The 24241-nt window shown below is 53.1% G+C and carries 24 protein-coding genes; 16 read left to right on the top strand and 8 right to left on the bottom strand.

All coding sequences use genetic code 11. The annotated features are described in order from the left end of the window. Positions 1–632: 632 nt before the first annotated feature. Positions 633–1172: a gamma carbonic anhydrase family protein gene (locus tag EHW56_RS13905; RefSeq protein ID WP_152797102.1), complete on the top strand. Its 540-nt coding sequence runs from the start codon at positions 633–635 to the stop codon at positions 1170–1172. Here the strand turns inward: EHW56_RS13905 and EHW56_RS13900 are convergent. From EHW56_RS13900 to hemF, 3 genes are read right to left on the bottom strand one after another with little or no spacing between them, the layout of a single operon-like run. Continuing rightward, complete coding sequence (locus EHW56_RS13900; protein WP_077607333.1) at positions 1169–1429, bottom strand: DUF1488 family protein; 261 nt, start codon at positions 1427–1429, stop codon at positions 1169–1171. The genes EHW56_RS13905 and EHW56_RS13900 overlap by 4 nt on opposite strands. Then, a complete protein-coding gene (gene aroE, locus EHW56_RS13895) occupies positions 1426–2250 on the bottom strand; it encodes a shikimate dehydrogenase (RefSeq protein WP_152800004.1) in 825 nt (274 codons plus the stop codon). The genes EHW56_RS13900 and aroE overlap by 4 nt, the downstream gene beginning before the upstream one ends. 3 nt (positions 2251–2253) lie before the next feature. Next, positions 2254–3171 (bottom strand): oxygen-dependent coproporphyrinogen oxidase, encoded by a 918-nt coding sequence (hemF, locus tag EHW56_RS13890; protein ID WP_172970055.1) that lies wholly within the window; start codon positions 3169–3171, stop codon positions 2254–2256. A 178-nt stretch (positions 3172–3349) separates the two neighbouring features. Here hemF and purE point away from each other — a divergent pair, with 178 nt between their 5' ends. Further along, positions 3350–3832, top strand: a complete 483-nt coding sequence (gene purE / locus EHW56_RS13885; protein WP_069362358.1) for a 5-(carboxyamino)imidazole ribonucleotide mutase — start codon at positions 3350–3352, stop codon at positions 3830–3832. A gap of 4 nt (positions 3833–3836) precedes the next feature. Beyond that, positions 3837–4985 carry a 5-(carboxyamino)imidazole ribonucleotide synthase gene (locus tag EHW56_RS13880; RefSeq protein WP_152800006.1) on the top strand — a complete coding sequence of 383 codons (1149 nt, stop codon included), beginning with the start codon at positions 3837–3839 and terminating at the stop codon, positions 4983–4985. Here EHW56_RS13880 and EHW56_RS13875 read toward each other — a convergent pair. From EHW56_RS13875 to EHW56_RS13860, 4 genes are read right to left on the bottom strand one after another with little or no spacing between them, the layout of a single operon-like run. After that, positions 4982–5539: a type I DNA topoisomerase gene (locus EHW56_RS13875; protein WP_152800008.1), complete on the bottom strand. Its 558-nt coding sequence runs from the start codon at positions 5537–5539 to the stop codon at positions 4982–4984. The genes EHW56_RS13880 and EHW56_RS13875 overlap by 4 nt on opposite strands. Before the next feature lie 28 nt (positions 5540–5567). Beyond that, on the bottom strand, positions 5568–6041 hold the full coding sequence (locus EHW56_RS13870) for a DUF494 family protein (protein ID WP_046074885.1): 474 nt from the start codon (positions 6039–6041) through the stop codon (positions 5568–5570). Between the two features lie 2 nt (positions 6042–6043). Further along, positions 6044–7183 carry a DNA-processing protein DprA gene (gene dprA / locus EHW56_RS13865; RefSeq protein WP_227486561.1) on the bottom strand — a complete coding sequence of 380 codons (1140 nt, stop codon included), beginning with the start codon at positions 7181–7183 and terminating at the stop codon, positions 6044–6046. Then, positions 7143–8204: a LysM peptidoglycan-binding domain-containing protein gene (locus EHW56_RS13860; RefSeq protein WP_152800010.1), complete on the bottom strand. Its 1062-nt coding sequence runs from the start codon at positions 8202–8204 to the stop codon at positions 7143–7145. The genes dprA and EHW56_RS13860 overlap by 41 nt, the downstream gene beginning before the upstream one ends. A gap of 117 nt (positions 8205–8321) precedes the next feature. Between EHW56_RS13860 and def the strand changes: the two genes are divergently transcribed. The 9 genes from def (at position 8322) to EHW56_RS13815 (ending at position 17506) form a co-directional block, all read left to right on the top strand. Further along, a complete protein-coding gene (gene def, locus EHW56_RS13855) occupies positions 8322–8834 on the top strand; it encodes a peptide deformylase (protein WP_046074882.1) in 513 nt (170 codons plus the stop codon). Positions 8835–8841: 7 nt separating this feature from the next. Further along, positions 8842–9786: a methionyl-tRNA formyltransferase gene (gene fmt / locus EHW56_RS13850; protein ID WP_152800012.1), complete on the top strand. Its 945-nt coding sequence runs from the start codon at positions 8842–8844 to the stop codon at positions 9784–9786. A 100-nt stretch (positions 9787–9886) separates the two neighbouring features. Further along, positions 9887–11173, top strand: a complete 1287-nt coding sequence (gene rsmB, locus EHW56_RS13845; RefSeq protein ID WP_152800014.1) for a 16S rRNA (cytosine(967)-C(5))-methyltransferase RsmB — start codon at positions 9887–9889, stop codon at positions 11171–11173. 18 nt (positions 11174–11191) lie between these two features. Beyond that, complete coding sequence (trkA, locus tag EHW56_RS13840) at positions 11192–12568, top strand: Trk system potassium transporter TrkA (protein ID WP_046074879.1); 1377 nt, start codon at positions 11192–11194, stop codon at positions 12566–12568. A gap of 123 nt (positions 12569–12691) precedes the next feature. Continuing rightward, a complete protein-coding gene (locus EHW56_RS13835) occupies positions 12692–13723 on the top strand; it encodes a GGDEF domain-containing protein (protein WP_046074878.1) in 1032 nt (343 codons plus the stop codon). A 94-nt stretch (positions 13724–13817) separates the two neighbouring features. Beyond that, positions 13818–14096 (top strand): YihD family protein, encoded by a 279-nt coding sequence (locus tag EHW56_RS13830; RefSeq protein ID WP_046074877.1) that lies wholly within the window; start codon positions 13818–13820, stop codon positions 14094–14096. A gap of 175 nt (positions 14097–14271) precedes the next feature. Beyond that, positions 14272–15699, top strand: coding sequence for a cytochrome c oxidase accessory protein CcoG (gene ccoG, locus EHW56_RS13825; protein WP_152800016.1), 1428 nt, complete (start codon positions 14272–14274; stop codon positions 15697–15699). Between the two features lie 86 nt (positions 15700–15785). After that, positions 15786–16766, top strand: coding sequence for a serine/threonine protein kinase (locus tag EHW56_RS13820; RefSeq protein ID WP_046074875.1), 981 nt, complete (start codon positions 15786–15788; stop codon positions 16764–16766). 170 nt (positions 16767–16936) lie between these two features. Beyond that, the gene (locus EHW56_RS13815; protein WP_046074896.1) at positions 16937–17506 is read left to right on the top strand and encodes a thiol:disulfide interchange protein DsbA/DsbL; all 570 of its coding nucleotides are present in this window, start codon (positions 16937–16939) and stop codon (positions 17504–17506) included. Here the strand turns inward: EHW56_RS13815 and EHW56_RS13810 are convergent, their stop codons facing one another. Continuing rightward, a complete protein-coding gene (locus tag EHW56_RS13810; protein ID WP_046074874.1) occupies positions 17507–19030 on the bottom strand; it encodes a YifB family Mg chelatase-like AAA ATPase in 1524 nt (507 codons plus the stop codon). Between the two features lie 489 nt (positions 19031–19519). Here EHW56_RS13810 and ilvG point away from each other — a divergent pair, with 489 nt between their 5' ends. The 4 genes from ilvG to ilvD are packed head-to-tail and all read left to right on the top strand — an operon-like array spanning position 19520 to position 24239. After that, positions 19520–21166 carry an acetolactate synthase 2 catalytic subunit gene (ilvG, locus tag EHW56_RS13805; protein ID WP_077579379.1) on the top strand — a complete coding sequence of 549 codons (1647 nt, stop codon included), beginning with the start codon at positions 19520–19522 and terminating at the stop codon, positions 21164–21166. After that, positions 21163–21420: an acetolactate synthase 2 small subunit gene (gene ilvM, locus EHW56_RS13800; protein WP_046074872.1), complete on the top strand. Its 258-nt coding sequence runs from the start codon at positions 21163–21165 to the stop codon at positions 21418–21420. The genes ilvG and ilvM overlap by 4 nt, the downstream gene beginning before the upstream one ends. Before the next feature lie 18 nt (positions 21421–21438). After that, complete coding sequence (ilvE, locus tag EHW56_RS13795) at positions 21439–22380, top strand: branched-chain-amino-acid transaminase (protein ID WP_152800431.1); 942 nt, start codon at positions 21439–21441, stop codon at positions 22378–22380. Positions 22381–22397: 17 nt separating this feature from the next. Further along, positions 22398–24239, top strand: a complete 1842-nt coding sequence (gene ilvD, locus EHW56_RS13790; RefSeq protein WP_152800018.1) for a dihydroxy-acid dehydratase — start codon at positions 22398–22400, stop codon at positions 24237–24239. Positions 24240–24241 lie beyond the last annotated feature (2 nt).

The raw sequence follows: 24241 nt of genomic DNA, 5'->3' as shown, positions 1-24241 counted from the left end.
CAAACTCTTCAATTTAAGTTTTGGTGTTTGCTTTCCCAAAAGGAAAGACAAACGGCTCGATAAATACTGTTTTGTTCGTCTCTTACGAGACAAACGAATTGACTGTGCCGAACAACTATTAAAGTTGCCGTTTGGTCACTCAGTTCATCGAATAAATCTTTTTGTCTATTCTCAACGAGTGCCCACACAGATTGCATAGGTCAAATTGTTAAAGAGCGTTGACGATGCGAAGCTGCGCTTCGCTTGGTCAGGGCTGCGTATCTTACGCGCCTTGCCGTTAAAGTCAAGAAGAAATTTTATCTTTTATTTTCAACCCAGCCGGGTGAAACAAAACCTCTTTTTGACTTCCCTAACGCCTAGCGTTAAGTGGACGGCTATCTTAATCTTTTAAAAACTCACGTCAAGCGTTTATTTTTATTCGATTTTTTACTTCGACATGCTCGCTGAGCGCTTGCCCTGCGTGCCGTGTCGATGGAGGCGCATTATAGAGAAGCTGATCAGGTTGGCAAGTCCTTTTTAGGTGTTTTTTAGAAAAAAACTGTCACTCGCTGTTTTTTTGCTCGCTAGGGTGTAAAACTGGTATCAAACTCGCCGCTATTTAGCACTGTTAAGAGAGAAAAGAGGGATCTGTGATGGTAAAACAGCTGCGCGCCTATAAAGGCATGACGCCTCAGCTTGGCGAGCGCGTCTATATTGATGAATTCAGTGTATTGGCTGGCGATATTACGCTAGGCGATGATGTGAGTATTTGGCCGTTGGTTGCGGCACGTGGTGACGTGAACCATATCCAGATTGGCGCACGGACCAATGTACAAGATGGCTCAGTCCTTCATGTTACTCACAAAAATGCCGAAAACCCACAAGGTTACCCGCTGATCATTGGCGAAGAAGTGACAATCGGCCACAAAGTCATGTTACACGGCTGTCGGATTGGCAACCGAGTCCTAGTGGGAATGGGGACGATTATTCTCGATGACGCTGTGATAGAAGATGAAGTGCTGATTGGCGCTGGCAGTTTAGTCCCGCCCGGAAAACGCTTAGAGAGTGGCTATCTGTATGTCGGCTCACCGGTCAAACAAGTTCGCCCCCTTACCGACAAAGAGCGTGCTTATTTTGCACGCTCAGCGCAAAACTATGTCGACACCAAAGACATCTACCGCTGCGAGTGCTAGATCAGCAAGCTGCCATCGGCTTCAAACGCTTCTGATTCGATGGCCGCTTCCATGTGCTCTTCAATATCAAACCAAACCTGTTCGACAATCGCCTGCGCATTATCCGTGTCCACCGCACAGCCGGCGAGCGCGGATAAGGTGGTAAAGCGGACAGCGCATGGTAACAATGCACCATTAAGTTGGCCGTAAAAACAAACACGGGCCTTTGCCGTGTCGACCTGCGCTTGGTCCGCAGCCAGAATAAGGGATTGATTCATTGATTGAGTGCCTCTCTTAACTGCTCACGCACACGTTCGGTTTGTGGCCGACAGCCGCGCCATATAGCAAAGCTTTCCGCCGCTTGTTCCACCAGCATGCCCAAACCGTCTAAACACCGTCCTGCTCCTTGGCGTTGCGCCCACTGGTTACTGGTTGTGCTGCCAGCTTGATACACCATGTCATAGACAGTGGTCGCTGGGCCAATCGCGCCTTGAGGAAGAGGAGGATAGCTTTGATGTAAGCTCGCCGAGGTCGCGTTAATGATCACATCGACCGGCGCCGCCATGGGGCTATCCACGGCATGACTAGTGATCGGTCCGGCCTCACCAAATGCAGCAGCTAGTTGCTGAGCTTTTTGCTCGGTGCGATTCACAATCATCAGCGATGCTGGCTCTTGCTCCAGTAAAGGAAGCAACACACCCCGTGCTGCACCGCCCGCACCCACGACCATAATGCGCTTATCGCGTAATTCTACGTGGTGATGCAATAAGTCAGTCACTAAGCCAGCGCCATCGGTGTTATCACCCAATAAGGTGCCATCGCTTTGCTTAACCAGTGTATTTACGGCACCGGCACGGCGGGCACGCTCTGTCAGTGTATCTACCCAGTCATATGCTTGCTGTTTAAAAGGCACGGTCACATTGGCCCCATGCCCTCCTTGCGCAAAAAATGCCTGCATGGTGGTCACAAAGCCTTCAAGCGGCGCCTCAATGGCTTGATAGTCGATATTTTGTTGGGTTTGCGTCGCAAATGCGGCGTGGATCTGCGGCGACTTACTGTGGCCAATCGGCTGGCCGACCACGCAATAACGATCGGTCATCTGTTACCACTCCCTCGGTTTAAGATAGTCGCGATAGAGTCTCGCTTCCGGCGCGTTTTCATCGGGTGACCAATTATATTCCCAGCGCGCCATCGGCGGCATCGACATCAGGATAGATTCGGTACGCCCGCCACTTTGTAAGCCAAATAGCGTGCCTCTGTCATACACCAAGTTAAATTCGACATAGCGTCCGCGGCGATAAAGCTGAAAATCGCGTTCTCGCTCACCATAAGGCGTGGCTTTGCGGCGCTGTACTATCGGCAGGTAGGCATCGATAAAGCCTTTTCCAACCGCTTGGGTATAGGCAAAGCACTGTTCGAATGGCCATTGGTTCAAATCATCAAAGAAAAGCCCACCGACGCCACGGGTTTCATCGCGATGGGGCAGATAAAAATAGCGATCGCACCACGCCTTGTGATCAGCGTACACGCTATCACCGAAGGGCGCGCACAAGGCTTTGGCGGTCTCATGCCAATGCTGGCAGTCTTCCTCGAACGGATAGAAAGGCGTAAGGTCAAAGCCACCGCCAAACCACCACACAGGATCGGCGCCTTCCTTTTCAGCAATGAAAAACCGCACGTTCGCATGCGAGGTCGGTACGTACGGGTTGTGAGGATGGATCACTAACGACACCCCCATAGCCTCAAAGCAGCGCCCGGCGAGCTCTGGGCGATGCGCGGTCGCCGAGGCAGGCATTTGATCGCCAAATACGTGCGAGAAGTTCACTCCCGCTTGCTCAAATACTTGGCCCTGACGCAGGACGCGACTGCGGCCACCGCCTCCTTTCTCACGCTCCCACGCATCTTCAATAAAATGCGCTTGACCATCTTCTTGCGCAAGCTGTTGGCAAATATCATCTTGAAGCTGGAGGAAAAAAGCCTTCACGGCTTGCTTATCAATTGTCGACTGACCGTGTGCCACGCTCACATCCTTTGTTACTGAGACTATATGCGTACTTTACCTGATCCACGCAGTGGGATCTTGACATAATTTCATCCCCCACCACCGACGCAAACGTTTTCCTTGCAGTGAAATCTGGGTATAATTCGCGCCACGCTCAGCTTATCTTATTCACGCTTGTCATCAAGAAGGACGTATTATGACTGTCGGTATCATCATGGGCTCACAATCCGATTGGCCTACCATGACACATGCAGCGGCTATGTTGGATCACTTTGCCATCCCTTACGAAACCCGTATTGTCTCCGCCCATCGCACACCACAGTTACTTGCCGACTACGCCCAACAAGCGGCCGAGCGCGGGATTAAAGTGATTATTGCCGGCGCCGGGGGGGCCGCCCATTTGCCTGGGATGACCGCCGCACACACCAGCCTGCCGGTGCTCGGCGTGCCGGTCCAGTCAAAAGCGTTAAAGGGCATGGACTCATTGCTTTCTATTGCTCAAATGCCCAAAGGCGTGGCAGTGGGCACACTCGCCATTGGAGACGCAGGCGCCGCGAATGCAGGTCTCCTTGCGGCACAAATTCTCGCCACGGCCGACCCTGATTTGATGGCAAAAGTGGATGCGTTTCGCCAAGCGCAAACTGAAGCCGTTCTCGCTCAGCCCAACCCACAAGGGTAAGGCCATGAATATTCTGGTGTTAGGCGCGGGACAACTGGCCCGGATGATGGCCTTGGCCGGCGCGCCGCTCAACCTTATCGTCAGCGCCTATGATGTGCGTAGTGGCGACATTGTTCACCCACTGACGCTGCAACCACTGGGGCACGGCCTCAATACGGCCATCGCCGGCGCGGATATTATCACCGCGGAATTTGAGCATATCCCCGCTGATATCTTGCATCACTGCGAGCAAAGCGGGAAGTTACGCCCCAGTGCCCAAGCGATTCTAACCGGTGGCGACCGCCAAATTGAGAAAGCGCTGCTGATGCAAGCAGGCGTCGCCAATGCACCGTACCGTGTGGTACATACACAGGCTGATTTAGAAAAGGCGGTCGACGCACTGGGCGCACCTTTGGTCCTCAAAAGCACCTTGGATGGTTATGACGGCAAAGGACAGTGGCGCTATCGTGACGGCGATGATCTTCACGCATTATGGGCCGAGCTCGATGCCTTTCTTAGCGCGCCCGAACAGCGCGATGGCCAAGCCATCATTGCCGAAGCCATGATCCCTTTTGACCGAGAAGTGTCACTAATTGGTGTGCGTGGCGCGAATGGTGAATTTGCCAGTTATAGCCTGACCCAAAACCATCACCATGATGGGATATTAACCTTGTCTGTGGTGCGCCCGGATGAGCATGCTTTGCAAACACAAGCCGCGGACATGTTGGAAAAGGTTGCCAGCGCGCTGAACTATGTGGGGGTACTCGCGGTGGAATTCTTTGATGTAGACGGCAGCTTGCTGGTGAACGAGATAGCGCCTCGGGTGCACAACTCCGGTCACTGGACACAGCAAGGTAGCGCGTGTTGCCAATTTGAAAACCACCTGCGCGCGGTCAGCGGCTTACCCCTCGGCCCGACCGAGTTAATCCAGCCGACGGCGATGATCAATATCTTAGGCCAAGGCAGTGTCCCGCTTGCGACCTATCGTGATGCCCATGTGCATTGGTACAACAAAACGCCTCGTCCGGGGCGCAAAGTGGGCCATATTAATGTCACGGCCACATCGAACGCGGCGCTTGCCACCAAGTTAGCCAGTCTCGCAAGCTACCTCCCCGACGATGCTTTTCACGGTTTGAAATCGGCTGCATTGGCTCTCGCCGCGCAAACCGATTAGCCTTCGCTCTCCGATTCTGCAGCCGATTCACCTTGAATCGCGCTGCAGGACTTATCGGCACATTGGTGTACTGTCTTGCCACCTTTCTTACGCTCCACCAGCAGCGCAAAGCCACATTGCTCGCAGGTGCCGGCTATCGGTTGTGCATTTACTGCAAAATGACACTTAGGGTATTGGTCACAGGCAAAAAAGCGCTTACCGTAACGCGAGGTGCGCTCCACCAGCTCACCTTTGTGGCAGGATGGACAGGTTAGGGTAGTATGATCGGGTTCATCCGGTTTTTCGATATGCGTACATTGCGGGAACTGATCACAGCCAATAAACATACCGAATCGACCTTGGCGTAACACCAATTCTCCCTGATGACACGCCGGGCAAGCCACGCCAAGCGCTTTTACTACATGGCCATCACCATGATGTAACGCTTTGGTATAGTGGCAGTCTGGGTAGGCCGTACAGGCCAGAAACGGGCCTCGTTTGCCCGATTTAAACGCAAGAGCGCTGCCACATTCCGGGCAGCGCTCGTGGGTGTTCGGGGTGTTATCTTTACTCATTCACACCTTTTACTGTCATTGATAAGCGTTAGTGCACGTATCCCTCTTGTGCGTCGTACAGCATTTCTTCCATCTGTGTATACGCACGCTCGTTACCGGGCACGTTAAACAGCACCATCAAAATGACCCATTTTAGATCATCAAGACCAAATTCTTGGGTCTCAAGTTCCATCACCCGATCGATGACCATTTCACGCGTTTCCGGTGAAAGCACCCCGGCTTGCTCTAAGAATAAGAGAAAGCCTCGGCTTTCTTGGTCGATAAAGCGTGTTTCTTGCTCGGTATAGATTCGAATCGAGCTTTGGGCACTGCCTGATAGGTAAGGCTGTTTATCCGCATTTTGCAACTGTGCCAGCTTTTCAAGCCAGTTCAGGGCTTTATATATATCGTCTTGATGAAAACCCGCGCGGGACAATTCATCTGCTAACTCGTCCTGATCGATCATCACTTCCACATCGCTGTGGATGTAGGTTTCGAACAGGTACATAAGAATGTCCATCATGGCTAGCCCCTCCTCGTTCTGACATAGCCACCGGGTACTGCTGCTACAAGCCCCTGGAGTTCTAAGTCTAACAACTGCATCATGATTTCGTGAACCGGTTGGTTGCAGCGCTCAGCCAGTACGTCGACACACGTCGCGTTAGTCCCTACGTTAGCCAACAGCGCAGAAAATGGCAATCCTTCGTGCGTATCTAACTTGGGTGCATCACTAAATAATTCGTTTTGCTGACTCACAGCAAACTGCACCAAGCTATCCACATCACTTATAATATCATCAACACAGTCAACTAACACGGCGCCTTGTTTTATCAATTGGTGGCAACCTCGCGATTGGACTTGGTCTATGGGACCGGGAATCGCAAACACACTCCGGTTTTGCTCTAGCGCATAACGTGCCGTGATCAGTGACCCACTTTGCGGTGCGGCCTCTACCACTAATACGCCTGCCGACAACCCACTGATCAACCGGTTGCGGCGTGGAAAGTGTTCGGCTCTTGGCGGCGCGTCCGGCCAAAACTCGGAAACAAGCGCCCCCTGCGCTTCAATCCGCTCGGCCAATGCGCGATGTCGCGCGGGATACACATTGGCCAGTCCGCTTCCCAACACCGCCAAGGTTTTTCCTCCGCCTTCGAGTGCGCCTTTGTGTGCCCGGCCATCGATACCTAGCGCAAGCCCACTGGTGATCGCCACACCATGCTCAACCAGTTGTTTAGCAAATTGAGACGCCGTTTCTAGCCCTTGCGGTGTCGCGTGCCGACTGCCCACCATCGCCAATTGAGGCATCGCCAAGCAAGCCAGATCGCCTTGCACATACAAGAGCAAAGGCGGCCGTGCGATTTCTCGGAGTAATGCAGGGTAAGCTGGATGATCAAAGCCAACCAGGTGGCAATGCTCTTGCCTCGCCCACTCAAGGCTACGCTCAATCATGGCATGATTGGGATGCGTGACGGCCTGACACTGCTCTGCGGTTAAACCAACCGCGGCAAGATCATGAGCAGTTTGCTCACTCAACGCATCGATGGGCACTTTGGCCAACAGCGCGCGTCGCTGCGAAACGCGCAACCGCGGCACTTGGGTCAGCGTCAACCATCCTCGCAGCGATTTATCGTGCATAGGCCGGTTGAGAAGATGGCGGTACCGCATGCATGCCGGCTTTGATCGGCTGACGCGCTTGGGTGATCACCGCCAAGCTAACCCAAGGGTAAGCCCGAACGACCATGGTTTGTCCCACCGTCACATCAGGCATGGGTGTGATGGATTGTGTCGTGCTTTCGTTCGCGTTTTGATAGCGATACTCACCGGGGTCATTTAACACCTTGGCACCCCCTTCGGTGACAGTAAACATTTGCCCGGTCGTCACGCCATCATTGGCACCTTTATCGAGCACCACCAGCTGACCATTCGCGACATACTCACTGCCATAAAGATGCCCTAATAACCTCGCGTCGGTTTGAGCCGCTTGGGGCCAAAAGCGCGCATGCGTGTTCTCGGGCAAAGGTAACAAGACATCATTGGGCCGTACTTCCTGCACCATGCGTGTCAGTGTCATCACACTGCGCCCTTCACTTCGCGCACGGATACGTCCGTCAGCTACATGTTTTAAGCTCACCATAGCGATCGGTTCGGCGCTAGCCTCTGACGTCGCAGGGCGTAAAAAGGTTTTCTCAACCCGAAAAACCTGCCAGTTTTTGGCACCCAGCGACGCATCCACATACAGGGTATCGTGCACTGACAGATATTGACGCCCATCTGTAGAGCCAAGAACACGAGGCAGCGCCACCAAACGCGCCTTTTCAACCAGCATGTCCTGCTGTAAGTACGGCAGCAGCATAGGATCCACACTGCACAGCGCTGACGTCTTGGGTGCATCTCCCTTTGCTGCAATCGCGCGCCTAGGCTTGTAGCTGACGGCCGGTTTCCCCGCTTGCCATGTGAGGGTGAGCACATCGCCAGGATAAATAAGATTGGGATCCTTTATAGCCGGATTGGCGTACCATACGTCACGCCATTGCCAAGGATTATCGAAAAAGGTGGCGGCGATATCCCACAGGGTATCCCCCCGCTCAACCACGTATCGCTGACTCTCGGCAGGGCCGGCTGCCAGCACTGGTAGCGCGATAGCCAATAGCCCAGCGGCGGCGAGATTGAATAGCTTTCTTGTCATCAATGTCTTCCTCACCCGACGAATGATGCTGATGCTGTCAATTGGCTGGCAAAATGTCTAGAATTAACCCAATTACCCCGTGCCGCTTTCGGCACAGTTCAATTTTTATGAGACGTTATGGCTTTACTGAACGTATTAACATTCCCAGATGAGCGCCTTCGCACCGTGGCCAAGCCGGTGGACGCTGTCACACCTGAGATCCAGAAAATGGCTGATGACATGATTGAAACCATGTACGCCCAAGACGGTATTGGTCTCGCGGCCACTCAGGTTGATTTTCACCAACGCATGGTGGTGATTGATGTCTCCGAAACCCGCGATCAGCCCATGGTGCTTATCAATCCAGAAATCATCGAAAAGCGCGGTGAAGATGGCATTGAAGAAGGATGCTTATCTGTGCCCAGTGCACGCGCATTGGTTCCGCGTGCGGCAGAAGTGACCGTAAAAGCGCTGGATCGCGACGGCAACGCTATCCAGTTTGATGCCGACGACTTGCTAGCGATTTGTATTCAGCATGAGCTTGACCATTTAGAAGGTAAGCTGTTTGTGGACTACCTATCGCCGCTGAAACGTCAGCGCATCAAGCAAAAGATGGAAAAAATCAAACGCGCTAACCAAAAAGCAAGCTGAGGTCACTTTGAGCACACCGCTGCGTATAGTATTTGCGGGCACGCCGGATTTTGCCGCGCGCCATTTACAAGCCCTGCTCGATAGTGAGCATGAGGTGATTGCGGTTTATAGCCGTGAAGATAAACCCGCTGGCCGAGGCAAGAAGCTCACGGCAAGCCCCGTTAAACAGCTTGCGCTTGAGCATGACTTACCCGTGTATCAGCCTCGCACGTTGCGTGATGAACAAGCACAAGCGGAGCTGGCTGACTTGAACGCCGACGTGATGGTCGTGGTCGCTTACGGGCTGATTCTGCCCAAGCCCGTATTGGACACCCCCAAACTAGGGTGTATTAATGTGCATGGCTCCATTCTGCCACGTTGGCGTGGCGCCGCTCCTATCGAACGAGCTGTATGGGCTGGTGACAATGAGACGGGGGTCACCATCATGCAGATGGATGAGGGGCTCGACACGGGCGACATGCTCAAAATTGCCACCTTACCCATTGATGAGAAAGAGACCAGTGGCAGCCTGTATCAGCGACTTGCAGAGCTGGGGCCGCAGGCATTGATTGATTGTCTTAATGACATGGCTAACGGCATTATTCTTGCGGAGCCACAAAACGATGCCAAAGCCAACTATGCCGAAAAGCTCAGTAAGCAAGAAGCGCAGATCGATTGGCATCAAGACGCCGCGTTTATCGAACGTTGTGTACGGGCATTTAACCCGCGCCCGGTCAGCTACTTCACCTTAGGTGAGCAAAACATCAAGGTGTGGGGCGCTAACGCACTAGATATCGACGTGGACGCGGCGCCAGGCACAGTGATCAACACTGACAAACATGGCATTCAGGTCGCGACCGGAAAAGGCGTGATCCAGCTGACCCAACTACAACCCCCGGGCAAAAAAGCCATGCAAGCGCATGAGCTACTGAATGCACGTCGTGAATGGTTTGAAACAGGCACCCAACTATAGCGTGCCACCGATACGTGAGAAGAAGGCCAGTACGCTGGCCTTTTTTAATCTGACCCACACTATCGTCTGATGCCAATTTGGCCTTTGAATAGGTAAACATATGAATGTAAGAGCCGCGGCCGCCCGCGTTCTGTATCAAGTGGTTGATCAGGGCCAGTCATTGTCCCAGCAGCTCCCCCTCGCTCAACAGAAGGTCGCCCCGCGTGATGCTGCTTTGTTGCAAGAGATTTGCTATGGCACCTTGCGCTGGTTACCGCGATTAGAGCATATCGTGCAAGCCCTGATGGATAAGCCACTGAAAGGCAAACAACGAGTCTTTCATCACCTCATTCTGGTCGGGTTGTATCAATTAGGCTATATGCGCATCCCGGCCCATGCCGCCGTGGCTGAAACCGTGAATGCCACCAAGCCATTGAAGCGCCCACAATTACGTGGATTGATTAACGCCATTTTGCGCAATTATCAACGCGATCAAGATGCGCTAGACCAAGCCAGCCAAGCGCATGATGCTGGTCATTACTGCCATCCCGGCTGGTTGCTCAAACGCCTTCAGGCCGCCTATCCATCAAATTGGCAAGACATTGTGGCGGCAAATCATCAAAAAGCGCCGATGTGGCTGCGCGTCAACCGCCAGCACCATTCTCGAGACAGTTATCAAGCGCAGCTGCAACAGGCCGGTATTGGTGCCAGTGTCCATCCAGATGCCATGGACGCTCTGAAACTCGACGCGCCGTGTGATGTGTCTCGCCTCCCCGGTTTTGACCAGGGCTGGGTGTCGGTACAAGATGCCGCCGCGCAGCTGGCTGTCGATTACCTCCAACCCGCGTCTGCAGAACACATTCTCGACTGCTGTGCCGCGCCAGGAGGGAAAACGTGTCATATCCTTGAGCACCAGCCTGATGCCATCGTGACGGCCATTGATGCCGATGAAAATCGCTTATCCCGGATCAAAGAGAACCTGTCACGGTTAGGGCTGAATGCTGATGTGAAACACGCGGATGCCCGTGACCCGAGCGATTGGCATCAAGGGCCTGCATTTGATCGTATATTACTGGATGCCCCTTGTTCAGCCACAGGCGTGATCCGGCGTCATCCCGACATTAAGTGGCTACGCCGTGATAGTGACATTCACGCTCTGGTCACGTTACAGGCAGAGATTTTAGACACAATGTGGCAGCAATTGGCGCCAGGCGGTACGCTGGTTTACGCCACCTGCTCAGTATTACCGGATGAGAACCGCGAGCAAATCCGTGCCTTTTTAGCCCGTGAACCTTCTGCGATACTGCGCACCGGCTCGCAAGCGCAGCCTGGTCGCCAGATTTTGCCAGGCGAAGACGACATGGACGGTTTCTATTATGCATGCCTAGAGAAGCCTTTGTGCGACTAGGCAGGGAGTGACAGTAGCATGAAAATCATCATCTTGGGTGCAGGACAAGTCGGCGGCACCCTGGCAGAAAACCTGGTAGGGGAAAACAATGATATCACCATTGTTGACCGCGCCCCCGAACGACTGCGTGAGCTACAAGATAAGTATGACTTACGCGTGGTACAGGGGTTTGCCAGTCACCCAACCACGCTGCAAGAAGCCGGCGCTCAAGATGCAGATATGCTGGTCGCGGTGACCAACTCAGACGAAACCAATATGATCGCCTGTCAGGTCGCATATACACGTTTTAATACACCAAACCGCGTCGCTCGGATCCGCAGCCCTGAATACTTGGCGGTGAAAGAGCAACTGTTTAACAGCGACGCCTGTCCGGTTGACCATCTTATCGCCCCTGAAGAGCTGGTCACTCGTTATATTCGTCGTCTAATTGAATACCCAGGCGCCTTACAGGTAGTCAGCTTTGCCGACAAAAAGGTCGGTCTGGTTGCGGTTAAGGCGTATTACGGCGGACCTTTGGTCGGTAAAGCCTTGTCCGCCTTGCGTGAGCATATGCCGCATGTCGATACCCGTGTCGCCGCTATTTTCCGTCGTGACCGGCCCATTCGTCCACAAGGCACCACCATCATCGAAGCCGATGATGAAGTCTTTTTCGTCGCCGCGAGTAACCATATTCGCTCGGTGATGAGTGAATTACAGCGCCTTGAAAAGCCCTACAAACGCATCATGATTGTTGGTGGTGGCAACATTGGTGCCGGCCTCGCGATGGCGTTGGAGCGTCAATACAGCGTGAAGTTGATTGAGCGTAACCCCTCCCGTGCGGAACACCTTTCTGAATTACTTGAAGAAACCACGGTGTTTTGTGGCGATGCCTCTGATCAAGAACTGCTCAGTGAAGAGCACATTGATCAGATTGATGTGTTTATCGCGGTCACCAACGAAGACGAAGCCAATATTATGTCGGCGATGTTGGCGAAACGTCTTGGCGCGAAAAAAGTCATGGTGCTTATCCAGCGCGGCGCTTATGTGGACTTGGTGCAAGGCGGGGTGATTGATATTGCCATTTCCCCTCAACAGGCGACGATATCTGCCCTACTCACCCATGTGCGCCGCGCAGACATTGTTAATGTCTCGTCACTACGACGCGGCGCCGCTGAGGCGATTGAAGCCATCGCCCATGGGGATGCATCGACATCCAAAGTGGTCGGGCGCGCCATCGGCGAGATAAAACTGCCCCCCGGTACCACCATCGGTGCCGTGGTGCGCGGCGATGAAGTGTTAATTGCGCACGATAAAACCGTGATCCAGCAAGATGACCATGTGGTCTTGTTCTTGGTGAACAAAAAATACATTCCTGACGTTGAGCGCCTGTTCCAGCCCAGTCCTTTCTTCCTTTAATCCTATCCTGCAGGCGTTGTTGCCTGCAGGCTCACGCTTTTTCGCTGTCTACTGCCGTTCCAATCACTTTGGGTATACACTAATAAAAGTTCTCTCGGTATCGATGACACACAAAGGAACGCCATGTCGGACGATAAGTTTCAGCAATCTACCAGCTTCCTCAAAAAAGCTGTGCCTTTGATGATGAAATACAAGGTGCCCACCACGCCCACCAACTATGCCCTGTGGTACACCTATGTCGCCAATACCGACGCCAAACTCAATGCGGATGTCGATGCCACTGTCGATGAGCACGGTACCTGTAGTCCGCTGCAAAGCGACATGCTTTACCAAAAACACATGGCCGATAAGCATAGCCGAGACATCAATGCGTTAAAGCAAAGCTTAGAATCGATGATGACCGAGATGAGCCACTCAATGTCAGATACTATCCAAGATACTGACGCTTTCCATTCGGTTCTCGATAACACCTTTGAACAGCTGTCACGGGTCGAAAATGAAGGGTTATCCATTGATGAGACCATTGCCGTGGTTCGCAACGTGGTCAAAGATTCGCAAGCGCTTACTCAGTCGACCCGCTACTTTAAACACCAGCTTAATGACGCGCAGCAAGAGATTGCGCAATTAAAGCAGAATTTGGCTGAGATGACCGAACAAGCCACTCATGATGGCCTAACCGGTTTGCTTAACCGGGCCGCCTTCGAGCGCGAACTCGCCGCCTACATTGATAGCCCACAAACCTGGCCGTTCTGCTTGGTACTGATCGATCTCGACCACTTCAAACACCTCAATGATACCTACGGCCATGTGCTCGGTGACATTGCCTTAAAGCAAGTTTCTAAACGGATCCTCGACTACTGTCGCGATGGCGTACAAGCCTTTCGCTACGGGGGCGAAGAATTTGCCTTGCTGGTGCCGCAAAAACGCCTCAGCACGGCCAAGCGCACCGCTGAAACATTGCGGGCGGCGATTGACCGCATGGTGATCAAAGACCGGCGTCGTGGCCGCACTCTAGACAGCATTACTGTATCGATAGGCGTCGCCGAGTATGACGAATATAAAGGTGAGAGCGGCGCAGATCTGATTTACCGTGCCGATCAGCACCTGTATCAAGCTAAAAACCTAGGCCGTAATCGCGTGATGCCGATTAATTAATCACCACCTGAGCGGAAATTGATCCTGGCTAAGTTTCATCTCAGTGTGGTCGGGCACAATGGCATTTTTTACGTGCCACACTGAGGACGCCCATATGCAATGCCACCGTATCAATGAGCTGCTCGACCTACTCAATCAATCTTGGCAAAAAACCCCTGACTGTTCTCTGATGCAAATGCTCATCCAGATCGCTGATGAAGCCGGTCATGGTCAGGATATCACCACACTGTCAGACGATACCTTGATCTATCAGCTTAAGATGCGACTAGAAGATACTGATGCCCCCATTCCTGGGCTAGCCAAAGATTGTGAAGACGATTTTAAAGCCGCGATTTTGCGCGCACGCGGGATCCCGCCTCAGCAATCGTCGTGAAAGCAGTCTGGCTAATCGTCTGTTATAGCTAGATTTCATTGAGTTTGTGGCTATGTTGCAAACTATGACTCTGGTAGCGTATTCAAGGAGTTCGCTGCGCTACAATCACAGGCAACAATGATAATCAGGGCCTGGCAACGCACCATGGACCCGTACCCCAAGGAAAGCCAATGTCATGAGCGATAAAAAAATCAACGTCAAAGACGTGACTGCAAAAGAGTACAACCCCAAAACTCACAAAGGGGCTGACGACCGTTTCAACCCAAGCAATCGTATTTATGTGCGTGCGGTAAAAGGCTATTACCAGCGTATGCGACGCTATATGGGCTGGTTTTTCATGCTGGTGTTCCTCGCCATTCCATGGCTCCCATACCAAGGACGCCAAGCCATCTTACTCGACATCGGTAATCAGAAATTTACCTTTTTTGGCACCACACTCTGGCCACAAGACCTTACCTTGCTGGCTGCACTATTGATGCTCGCGGCATTTGGCCTTTTCTTTATCACCACCTTTCTTGGCCGCGTGTGGTGTGGGTATTTATGCCCGCAAACCGTGTGGACCTTCTTATTTATTTGGTTTGAAGAAAAACTCGAAGGTGCCGCCAACAAGCGCCGCAAGCAAGACTCGTTAAAACTGACGCCTGAGCTAGCCGCGCGCAAAACCGCTAAACACGCGGCATGGTGGGCGATCTCCTTGATTACCGGGATGACCTTCGTTGGCTACTTTGTGCCAATGCGCGAGTTAGCTATCGATTTAGTCACCTTTGATACCAGCTTCTGGGTCGGTTTTTGGGTGATCTTCTTTGCCGCTTGTACTTATGGCAATGCAGGCTGGATGCGCTCGATTATGTGTATTCATATGTGCCCTTACGCACGCTTCCAGTCGGCGATGTTCGACAAAGACACCTTTATTGTCGGATATGATGCTAAGCGCGGCGAAAAACGCGGCCCTCGTCCTCGCAAAAAAGATCCGAAAGAGTTGGGACTCGGTGACTGCATTGACTGTAATTTGTGTGTGCAGGTCTGCCCAACAGGCATCGATATTCGTGACGGCTTGCAATACGAATGTATCAACTGTGGTGCCTGTATCGATGCTTGCGATGAAACCATGGATAGGATGGGCTATGAGCGTGGACTGATTAGCTACACCACCGAGCATAAGCTTGAAGGGAAGAAGACGGCAGTTATGCGACCCAAACTGGTCGGTTATGGCGTCGTTATGACCATTGTCACGGCTATGTTTATCTACTTAGCGATGTCAGTGATGCCCATGGAGCTGGATGTGATTCGTGACCGAAACCAGCTTTATCGCATCAATAACCAAGGGTTGGTGGAAAACACTTATACCTTAAAAATCCTCAATAAAACCCAATCGGATGAGACGTACCAACTGTCAGTGAATGGACTGAACGATGTGGAATGGCATGGCCCGCAAACGGTCAATGTCCAAGCCGGAGAAGTGTTCTCATTACCCATCAGCCTCGCCGTTGATACCTATGAGATGGAACAGCGTATTGCCGATATCACTTTTATGATGGAACGTGAGTCGGGTGAGGAGCAAAAAGTGGTCACGGCAGAGAGTCGGTTTATCACGGATCTCTAATCGTCATTTTAATCCACAATGAAAGGGCGCAGGCAGCGCCCTTTTTATTTGTTACCATGGCGTTTTGCCACACAAACGGAATGCTCATGACTGACCATGGCTTTGACTTTCATACACTAACGCCAGATGTTCAGTTAAATGCGATTGAGTCGGTGGGGATCTATCCTCAATCAGGCTTGCTTGCGCTGAACAGCTATGAAAACCGTGTTGCCCAATTTGTCGCTGATGATGGCCAGCGCTATGTGGTGAAGTTTTACCGTCCTGGGCGATGGTCTAACGCGCAAATTATCGAAGAGCACGCATTCTGTCATGAGCTCGCCCAGGCCGATATTCCCGTGGTAGCCCCAATCTACCGCGACGGTACAAGCCTTTTTACCGCCGAGGGGTTTCGCTTTGCGTTATTTCCCAGTGTCGGCGGCCGGGGTTTTGAAGTGGATAATTGGGATCAACTTGAGGCGGTCGGCCGTTACCTCGGCCGCCTACACCAAGTGGGCGCGGCGACCCCCTTCCAACAACGGGCAAAGTTTGATCTCGACAGTCATCTTTATCAACCTCGTCAGGTGTTAAATGAGGCAAATCTGATCCCAGAAGGCATTCAGGCAACCTTTTTCTCTGATCTTGACCGCTTAATTGACGCCATTGCCGCTCGCTGGCATACAAATTGGCCGGCGATCCGCTTGCACGGCGACTGCCACCCCAGCAACATTCTGTGGCGCGACGGTCCACTGTTTGTGGATTTTGACGACACGCGTAACGGCCCTGCGATTCAAGACTTGTGGCTGTTTTTAAACGGCAGTCGTGCCGATCAGCTCGCCCAACTCGATACCTTGGCAGAAGGTTATCGCGAATTTCGTGAATTTCCCGCCGATCAATTGCAACTGATCGAGCCGTTGCGTGGTCTGAGAATGGTGCACTATATGGCGTGGCTAGCAAAACGCTGGCAAGACCCGGCATTTCCACGTGCATTCCCTTGGTTTGCTGATGCAAAATACTGGGAAGGTCAGGTACTTGCATTTAAAGAACAACTTGCCACCTTAGAAGCGCCACCGCTTACGCTGTACCCGTAAGCGCTCAATCGATAACGGAGAGTCATTCAATCATGTTAAAGAAACTGTTTCCTGTGCTACTCATCCTCGGCTTAACCGCCTGCTCTGAGCCTGAGAGCGTGACACAAACGTCATCACAAACCACGCAAACGGCAGAGTCTACCCAAACGCAGTCTGAATCCACCGCGCCTATGGAAGTGGCTGACGCTAAGCCGGGACGCTTTAAGGCAGGGGAAGACTACCAAGTGCTGGACACGCCAGCGACGGATACGCCCACAGTCACTGAGTTTTTCTCCTTCTACTGTCCTCACTGCTATCAATTTGAGCCACTGGTTCAACAGCTCAAACAGCAGGTGCCTGACAACGCCAAAGTGGTGAAAAATCACGTCTCCTTTATGGGCGGGGATATGGGCAGTGTCCTAACCCGTGCATACGCAACCGCCGTGGTACTGAATGCACAAGACACCATTATTCCAGTGATGTTCGATCGCATTCACGTGGCGCAAAACCCACCCAAATCATTGGCCGAGGTGCGCCAACTGTTCGTTGATAACGGCATTGATGGCCAAGAGTTTGATGGTGCTTACAACAGCTTTGCGGCCAACTCAATGGCGAAGCGCTTTGACCAATCGTTCGAAAAAGCGGGCCTGCGCGGCGTGCCTGCCGTGGTCGTGAACGGCAAGTATCATGTCACACCGAAAACCGTGGAAACCCCCGAAGAATACTTTCAGTTGATCAACTTCTTGCTTACCCAAAAGTAATTAGCTGACTTGGGCGTTGAGGTGGCGTAATAAGCCATCCATCGCCCGATACCCCAGCGCCTCAGCAAGGTGAGGACGCTGGATGGTGTCAACATCGGCCAAATCGGCAATGGTTCTCGCCACTTTAATGATCCTATGGTATGCCCGCACAGACAGTCCCAAACGATGCAGGGCTTGTTCTAAAAAAGCGGCATCGGTTTGAGCCAGTTGGCAATGTTGTTCCATTTCTCGATTGCTCAGCAACGCATTAACCTTACCTTGACGCGCCAACATCCTGGCTCGCGCCGCTTCAACTCGGGCTTTTACCACGACCGTTGACTCACCGCGCTCACCACCACTGGAGAGGCTCCCTCTTGGCAGTGCCGGAATATCAATCGACATATCAAACCTGTCCAATAATGGCCCAGACAAACGGGCTAGATAGCGCAAGATTTGCTGTGGGTTTGAGCGCGCGAGCTCTCCTTCATGATGGCCTGTGGGGCTGGGGTTTAATGCGCCTATCAGCTGAAAGCGTGCGGGAAAGCGGGTTTTGCCATTGGCGCGGGAGATAATAATCTCCCCCGACTCTAGCGGCTCACGCAGGGCATCAAGCACCCGGCGCTCGAACTCTGGCATCTCATCGAGAAACAGCACCCCATGGTGAGACAAAGAGATCTCTCCCGGGCGCGGAACGGTGCCACCCCCAACCAATGCCGCCATCGAGCTTGAGTGGTGTGGACTACGAAACGGGCGCCGACGCCAGTTTCCTTCATGCAAAGGTTGCTGGGTCAACGACGTGACCGCGGCTGACGCTAACGCCTCTTCATCATTCATAGGCGGAAGCAAATCACACAACCGCGAGGCTAGCATGGTTTTTCCGGTTCCGGGCGGGCCAACAAAAAGCAGATTATGTGAACCACTGGCGGCGATCTCTAGCGCGCGTTTTCCTTGTTGTTGGCCAATAATGTCACGCAAACACCGTGTTGAGGGAGGTTCGGGGGCTTCTACCTGTGTCGCATTCAAACCGAGATTTTGTTGACCAATGAGGTGCTGCGCCACCGCAATCAGATCAGGCGCTGACACATGGCGCTCATTGTCCACCAATGCCACCTGGCTGGCGTTATCATCTGGCACCACCAGTGCGCGCTGCGCTTTTTGACAGGCAAGCGCGGCGGGCAAGGCCCCTTTAACCGGCCGTAGCTGTCCGGACAAAGCCAACTCCCCCAAAAACTCGAATTCGTTGAGCCGCTTTTCCGGCAGCTGCCCAGATGCAACCAAGATCCCGAGCGCTATCGGCAAATCAAACCGTCCACCTTCTTTGGGTAAGTCAGCCGGTGCAAGGTTAACGGTGATCCGGCGTGATGGGAACTCAAAGTTCGACGTCACAATTGCACTTCTCACCCTGTCCCGCGCTTCTTTCACCGTGGTTTCAGGCAGCCCCACCAGCGCAAACCCAGGTAAACCGTTAGATATGTGTACTTCTACAGTCACATTCGGTGCTTGCACGCCCACACAGGCTCGACTGTGCACTATCGCTAATGCCATTTTCTCTCCGCGTTACCCTTGTTAACCACTATGAAACCCGACTCTTATAGTGCAGAGCCAATTTATGATTAAGAGTATTTTTTTCTTGTCATGCGAGTGAGGTCTGTGATACCACTACAAATGCACAACAATTAAACACGAGACTCGGCGACAGATCGGGTTCGTGACTGACCTGTAACAAGCAGGCGTAAACAAAAACACAATTAACAAAAAGCCCATAAAATGGGCTAACGACAAGAAAAGACAGACAAATGCTTAACTTCGCTATCGTCCTAATTATTCGCCTCATCGTGGTCATTATTCCGCGAGGGGTTTAGGTACGCGAAATACAGCAGCAACATCGCAACCAAGCCCCCGCAACCAACAGGTTCGGGGGCTTTTTTCATTCATGTGGCGACGCCACACGACAACGGAAGCAACAATGATGGAGAGCGCAGAGACAGATCATTCGCCCGCCTGCCCTCCCCGTTCATACGGGGAGGGACAAAGATGACAGGTGCACAATGGGTTGTGGAAGCCTTACGTAAGCAAGGCGTTGAAACCGTATTTGGGTATCCAGGCGGCGCCATCATGCCTGTGTATGATGCCCTCTATGATGGTGGGGTTGAACATATTTTATGTCGCCACGAACAAGGGGCAGCGATGGCCGCCATCGGGTATGCCCGCGCCAGTGGCCGTCCTGGCGTCTGCCTGGCGACATCGGGACCGGGCGCCACTAACTTAGTCACCGGGCTTGCCGATGCGATGATGGACTCGGTGCCCGTAGTCGCGATCACCGGCCAGGTCGCCAGCCCACTAATAGGGACGGATGCGTTCCAAGAGATTGATGTCCTCGGCTTATCTCTCGCCTGCACCAAACACAGTTTTCTGGTCACCGATCCGGCCGAGCTTACGACGACTTTAGCGCAGGCATTCGAAATAGCACAATCAGGCCGTCCTGGCCCGGTATTGGTGGATATCGCTAAAGATGTGCAACAAGCACTGATCCCAAACACTGAGGCTCAGGTTCATGTTTCACATACTGCCCCTGTCGATAGCCAAGCACTCGAAAAGGCCAATGCGCTTATTCGTACCAGTGAGCGCCCTATGGTTTACCTCGGTGGCGGTGTGGTATTGGGTAAAGCCACCGAGGCGTTACGCGATTACTTGGCACGCAGTCAGCTCCCAGTGGTCAGCACACTAAAAGGCTTGGGCACGGTTGAATCAAACTATCCGCATTACCTTGGGATGCTCGGTATGCATGGCACCAAAGCGGCGAACCTCGCGGTGCAGGCGTCCGACTTACTGATTGTGGTTGGCGCACGTTTCGATGACCGGGTGACCGGCAAGCTCGATACCTTCGCCCCTCATGCCAACGTGGTGCACCTTGATATTGATGCGGCCGAAATCAACAAACTGCGCCGCGCGCAAGCACCGGTTTGCGCCCCACTCAATCAAGTACTCCCTGCACTCGCATGCCCTGACACGTCACCGGCATGGCGGGAACAAATTACCGAATGGCAAACCTCGCACGCGTGGCGCTACGACCACCCTGGCGAGGCCATCTATGCACCCGCCTTGCTCAAAAGCTTGTCCGACAGCATGCCCGCAAGCACAGTCGTTGCCACCGATGTGGGCCAACATCAAATGTGGGTCGCGCAACATGTTCGTCCCTCTCAACCCGAGAACCTGCTGACCTCGGCGGGGCTAGGCACCATGGGATTTGGCTTGCCTGCCGCAATGGGCGCCAAAGTAGCTCGTCCCGAGGATGAAGTGGTACTCGTGTCCGGAGATGGCTCATTCATGATGAACGTCCAAGAGCTCGGTACGCTCAAGCGTCGCGGCATCGGGGTAAAAATCATCCTGCTAGATAACCAGCGTTTGGGCATGGTGCGTCAATGGCAACAATTGTTTTTCGAGCAACGTTACAGTGAAACCGACCTGTCTGATAACCCGGATTTTCTCACCCTGGCGCGCGCCTTTGATATTCCTGGGCACAGTATCCAGCGTAAAGATGAGGTCGAGGACGCACTCAACACCTTGATGACACATCAAGGTCCTTATTTGCTGCATGTTGCCATTGATGAAATGGAAAATGTATGGCCGCTGGTACCACCCGGCGCGGCAAACCAACAAATGATGGAGCAAGACTTATGATGCAACACCAGTTTTCTATTCATGCGACCCACAGCCCTGAACTGCTCGAGCGTGTTTTGCGTGTGATCCGTCATCGCGGTTTTACGGTTTGCCAGTTCAACATGTCTTTGCCCGCGGACAACGGCCACGTCATTTTTGATGTCACCGTCGAAAGCCAAAGAGCGATCGAGACCTTGCGACCACAACTGACTAAGCTATGGGATGTGGCTGAGGTCATGATGTCCTCATCCCAGCAACAATCCCTACGCGCATAACCAAAAAGGAAGAAAAGAATGTCGACAAATACCGCTGATTACATTTGGTCTAACGGTGAAATGATCGCTTGGCAGGATGCCACCGTGCACGTACTCACGCACGCCATGCACTACGGCACCTCAGTGTTTGAAGGGATCCGCTGCTATGACACACCGAACGGCCCAGTGGTGTTTCGCCATCGCGAGCACATGCAGCGCTTAAAAGATTCTGCCAAAATTTACCGTTTTCCGATCCCCTACAGCGTCGATGCACTCATGGAAGCGTGCCGTGAAACTTTGCGCGTCAATCAGCTACGCTCTGCCTACATTCGCCCGCTTGGCTTTGTGGGCAATGTAGGCTTAGGGGTCTGCCCGCCACCTGATACACAAATGGATATCATCATCGCCGCCTTTAGCTGGGGGAGCTACTTAGGGGAAGAAGCGCTCGCCCAAGGGGTGGATGCCATGGTGTCGAGCTGGAACCGAGCGGCACCCAATACCATTCCGACTGCGGCCAAAGCCGGCGGGAACTACTTATCTTCTCTGTTGGTAGGTGGTGAAGCCCGTCGTCATGGCTATGCCGAAGGCATTGTCTTGGATGTCCGCGGCTACCTGTCCGAAGGGGCCGGTGAAAACCTCTTTATTATTAAAAACGGCGTGATTAGCACCCCCCCGGCTACCAGCGCCATTTTACCGGGGCTCACGCGTGACGCCATCATCACGCTGGCGAAAGAGAAAGGGCTCACCATTTGCGAAGAGCCGATTGCGCGTGAAGCACTGTACCTGGCCGATGAAGTCTTTATGACCGGTACCGCGGCAGAAATTGTGCCTGTGCGTAGCGTCGATCAGATCACCGTCGGTGAAGGTCAACGTGGCCCGATCACCGCCTCACTACAGCAAGCCTTCTTTGGCTTGTTTGATGGTACCACCGAAGACAAATGGGGCTGGCTTGACCCGGTTTACCCAGACCAGAGCGCATAAGGCAAAGGAGTCGTAATATGCCAACCTATCGTTCCAAAACGACTACCCACGGTCGCAACATGGCTGGCGCGCGTGCATTGTGGCGCGCTACCGGCGTAAAAGATGATGATTTCGGCAAACCGATTATCGCCGTCGTCAACTCATTTACCCAGTTTGTGCCAGGCCATGTCCATCTCAAAGACATGGGTCAGCTGGTCGCCAAGGAAATCGAAAAAGCAGGCGGCATCGCCAAAGAGTTCAATACCATCGCTGTCGATGATGGTATCGCCATGGGTCATGGCGGCATGCTGTACTCACTGCCTTCCCGTGAGATTATCGCAGACTCGGTCGAGTATATGGTCAATGCCCATTGTGCCGATGCCATGGTCTGTATTTCTAACTGTGACAAGATCACTCCGGGCATGTTGATGGCCTCGATGCGCCTCAATGTCCCGGTGATTTTTGTCTCCGGTGGCCCAATGGAGGCCGGCAAAACCAAGCTGTCCGATCAGATCCTGAAACTCGATCTGGTCGATGCCATGATGCAAGGTGCCAACCCAGATGTGTCCGATGAACAAAGCGAGCAAATTGAGCGCTCCGCGTGTCCCACTTGTGGTTCGTGCTCTGGCATGTTTACCGCCAACTCGATGAACTGTCTCACCGAAGCGCTGGGGCTGAGTCAGCCAGGTAATGGGTCGATGCTCGCCACCCATGCTGACCGTGAGCAGCTATTCATCAACGCCGGTAAACGGATTGTTGGGCTGACTAAGCGCTATTATGAGCAAGACGATGACAGCATCCTGCCGCGTAATATCGCCAACCGCGCCTCGTTTGAAAACGCGATGGCGCTGGATATTGCCATGGGTGGTTCTACCAATACAGTCTTGCACCTACTGGCGGCTGCGCAAGAAGGCGACGTCCATTTCGATATGGATGATATTGATCGGATGTCACGCCAAGTGCCTCATCTTTGCAAAGTGGCGCCATCGACGCAGCAATATCACATGGAAGATGTGCACCGTGCTGGCGGGGTGATGGGGATCCTCGGTGAGCTTCAGCGCGCTAACCTGCTCAACGTCGAGCAACAAACCGTACTGGGCATGAGCCTCAAAGAGCAACTGGCGCAATATGACATTGTACAAACCGATGATGAAGCGATTAAAGCCTTCTATCGCGCCGGGCCAGCGGGCATTCGTACCACCCAAGCCTTCTCGCAAAACTGTCGCTGGGACACCCTGGATGATGATCGCCAATCAGGCTGTATCCGCGCCCATGAACATGCCTTTAGCCAAGATGGTGGCTTAGCCGTGCTACAAGGCAACATCGCGCTCAATGGCTGTATCGTCAAAACCGCTGGGGTCGATGAAAGTATTCTGACCTTCGAGGGGCCAGCTGTGGTGTTTGAAAGTCAAGACCACGCGGTGGAAGCCATCCTCGGTGGTGAAGTCAAAGCCGGTGATGTGGTGGTGATCCGTTACGAAGGGCCGAAAGGGGGACCAGGCATGCAAGAAATGCTCTATCCCACCACCTACTTAAAATCGATGGGATTGGGCAAATCCTGCGCGCTGCTCACCGATGGGCGCTTCTCTGGCGGTACCTCTGGGCTATCCATTGGTCATGTGTCTCCCGAGGCAGCGAACGGCGGCACCATCGCGTTAGTGGAAAACGGTGATCGTATTCGTATTGATATCCCCACCCGCGAAATCAGTCTGCTGGTGGACGAAGCGACACTGGCCACCCGCCGCGCAGAAGTGAACGCTCGCGGTTGGAAACCCAAAGACCGTCAACGTCAGGTGTCTTACGCGTTAAAAGCCTATGCCAGCCTCGCCACCAGCGCCGATAAAGGTGCGGTGCGCGATCGCAGTAAATTGGAGGAATAAGC

This window comes from Salinivibrio sp. VGrn1 (assembly GCF_009377995.1).
GTDB classification, from domain to species: domain Bacteria; phylum Pseudomonadota; class Gammaproteobacteria; order Enterobacterales; family Vibrionaceae; genus Salinivibrio; species Salinivibrio siamensis.
The sequence above is the reverse complement of the archived record's forward strand: the minus strand, read 5'-3'. Positions and strand labels throughout refer to the sequence as shown.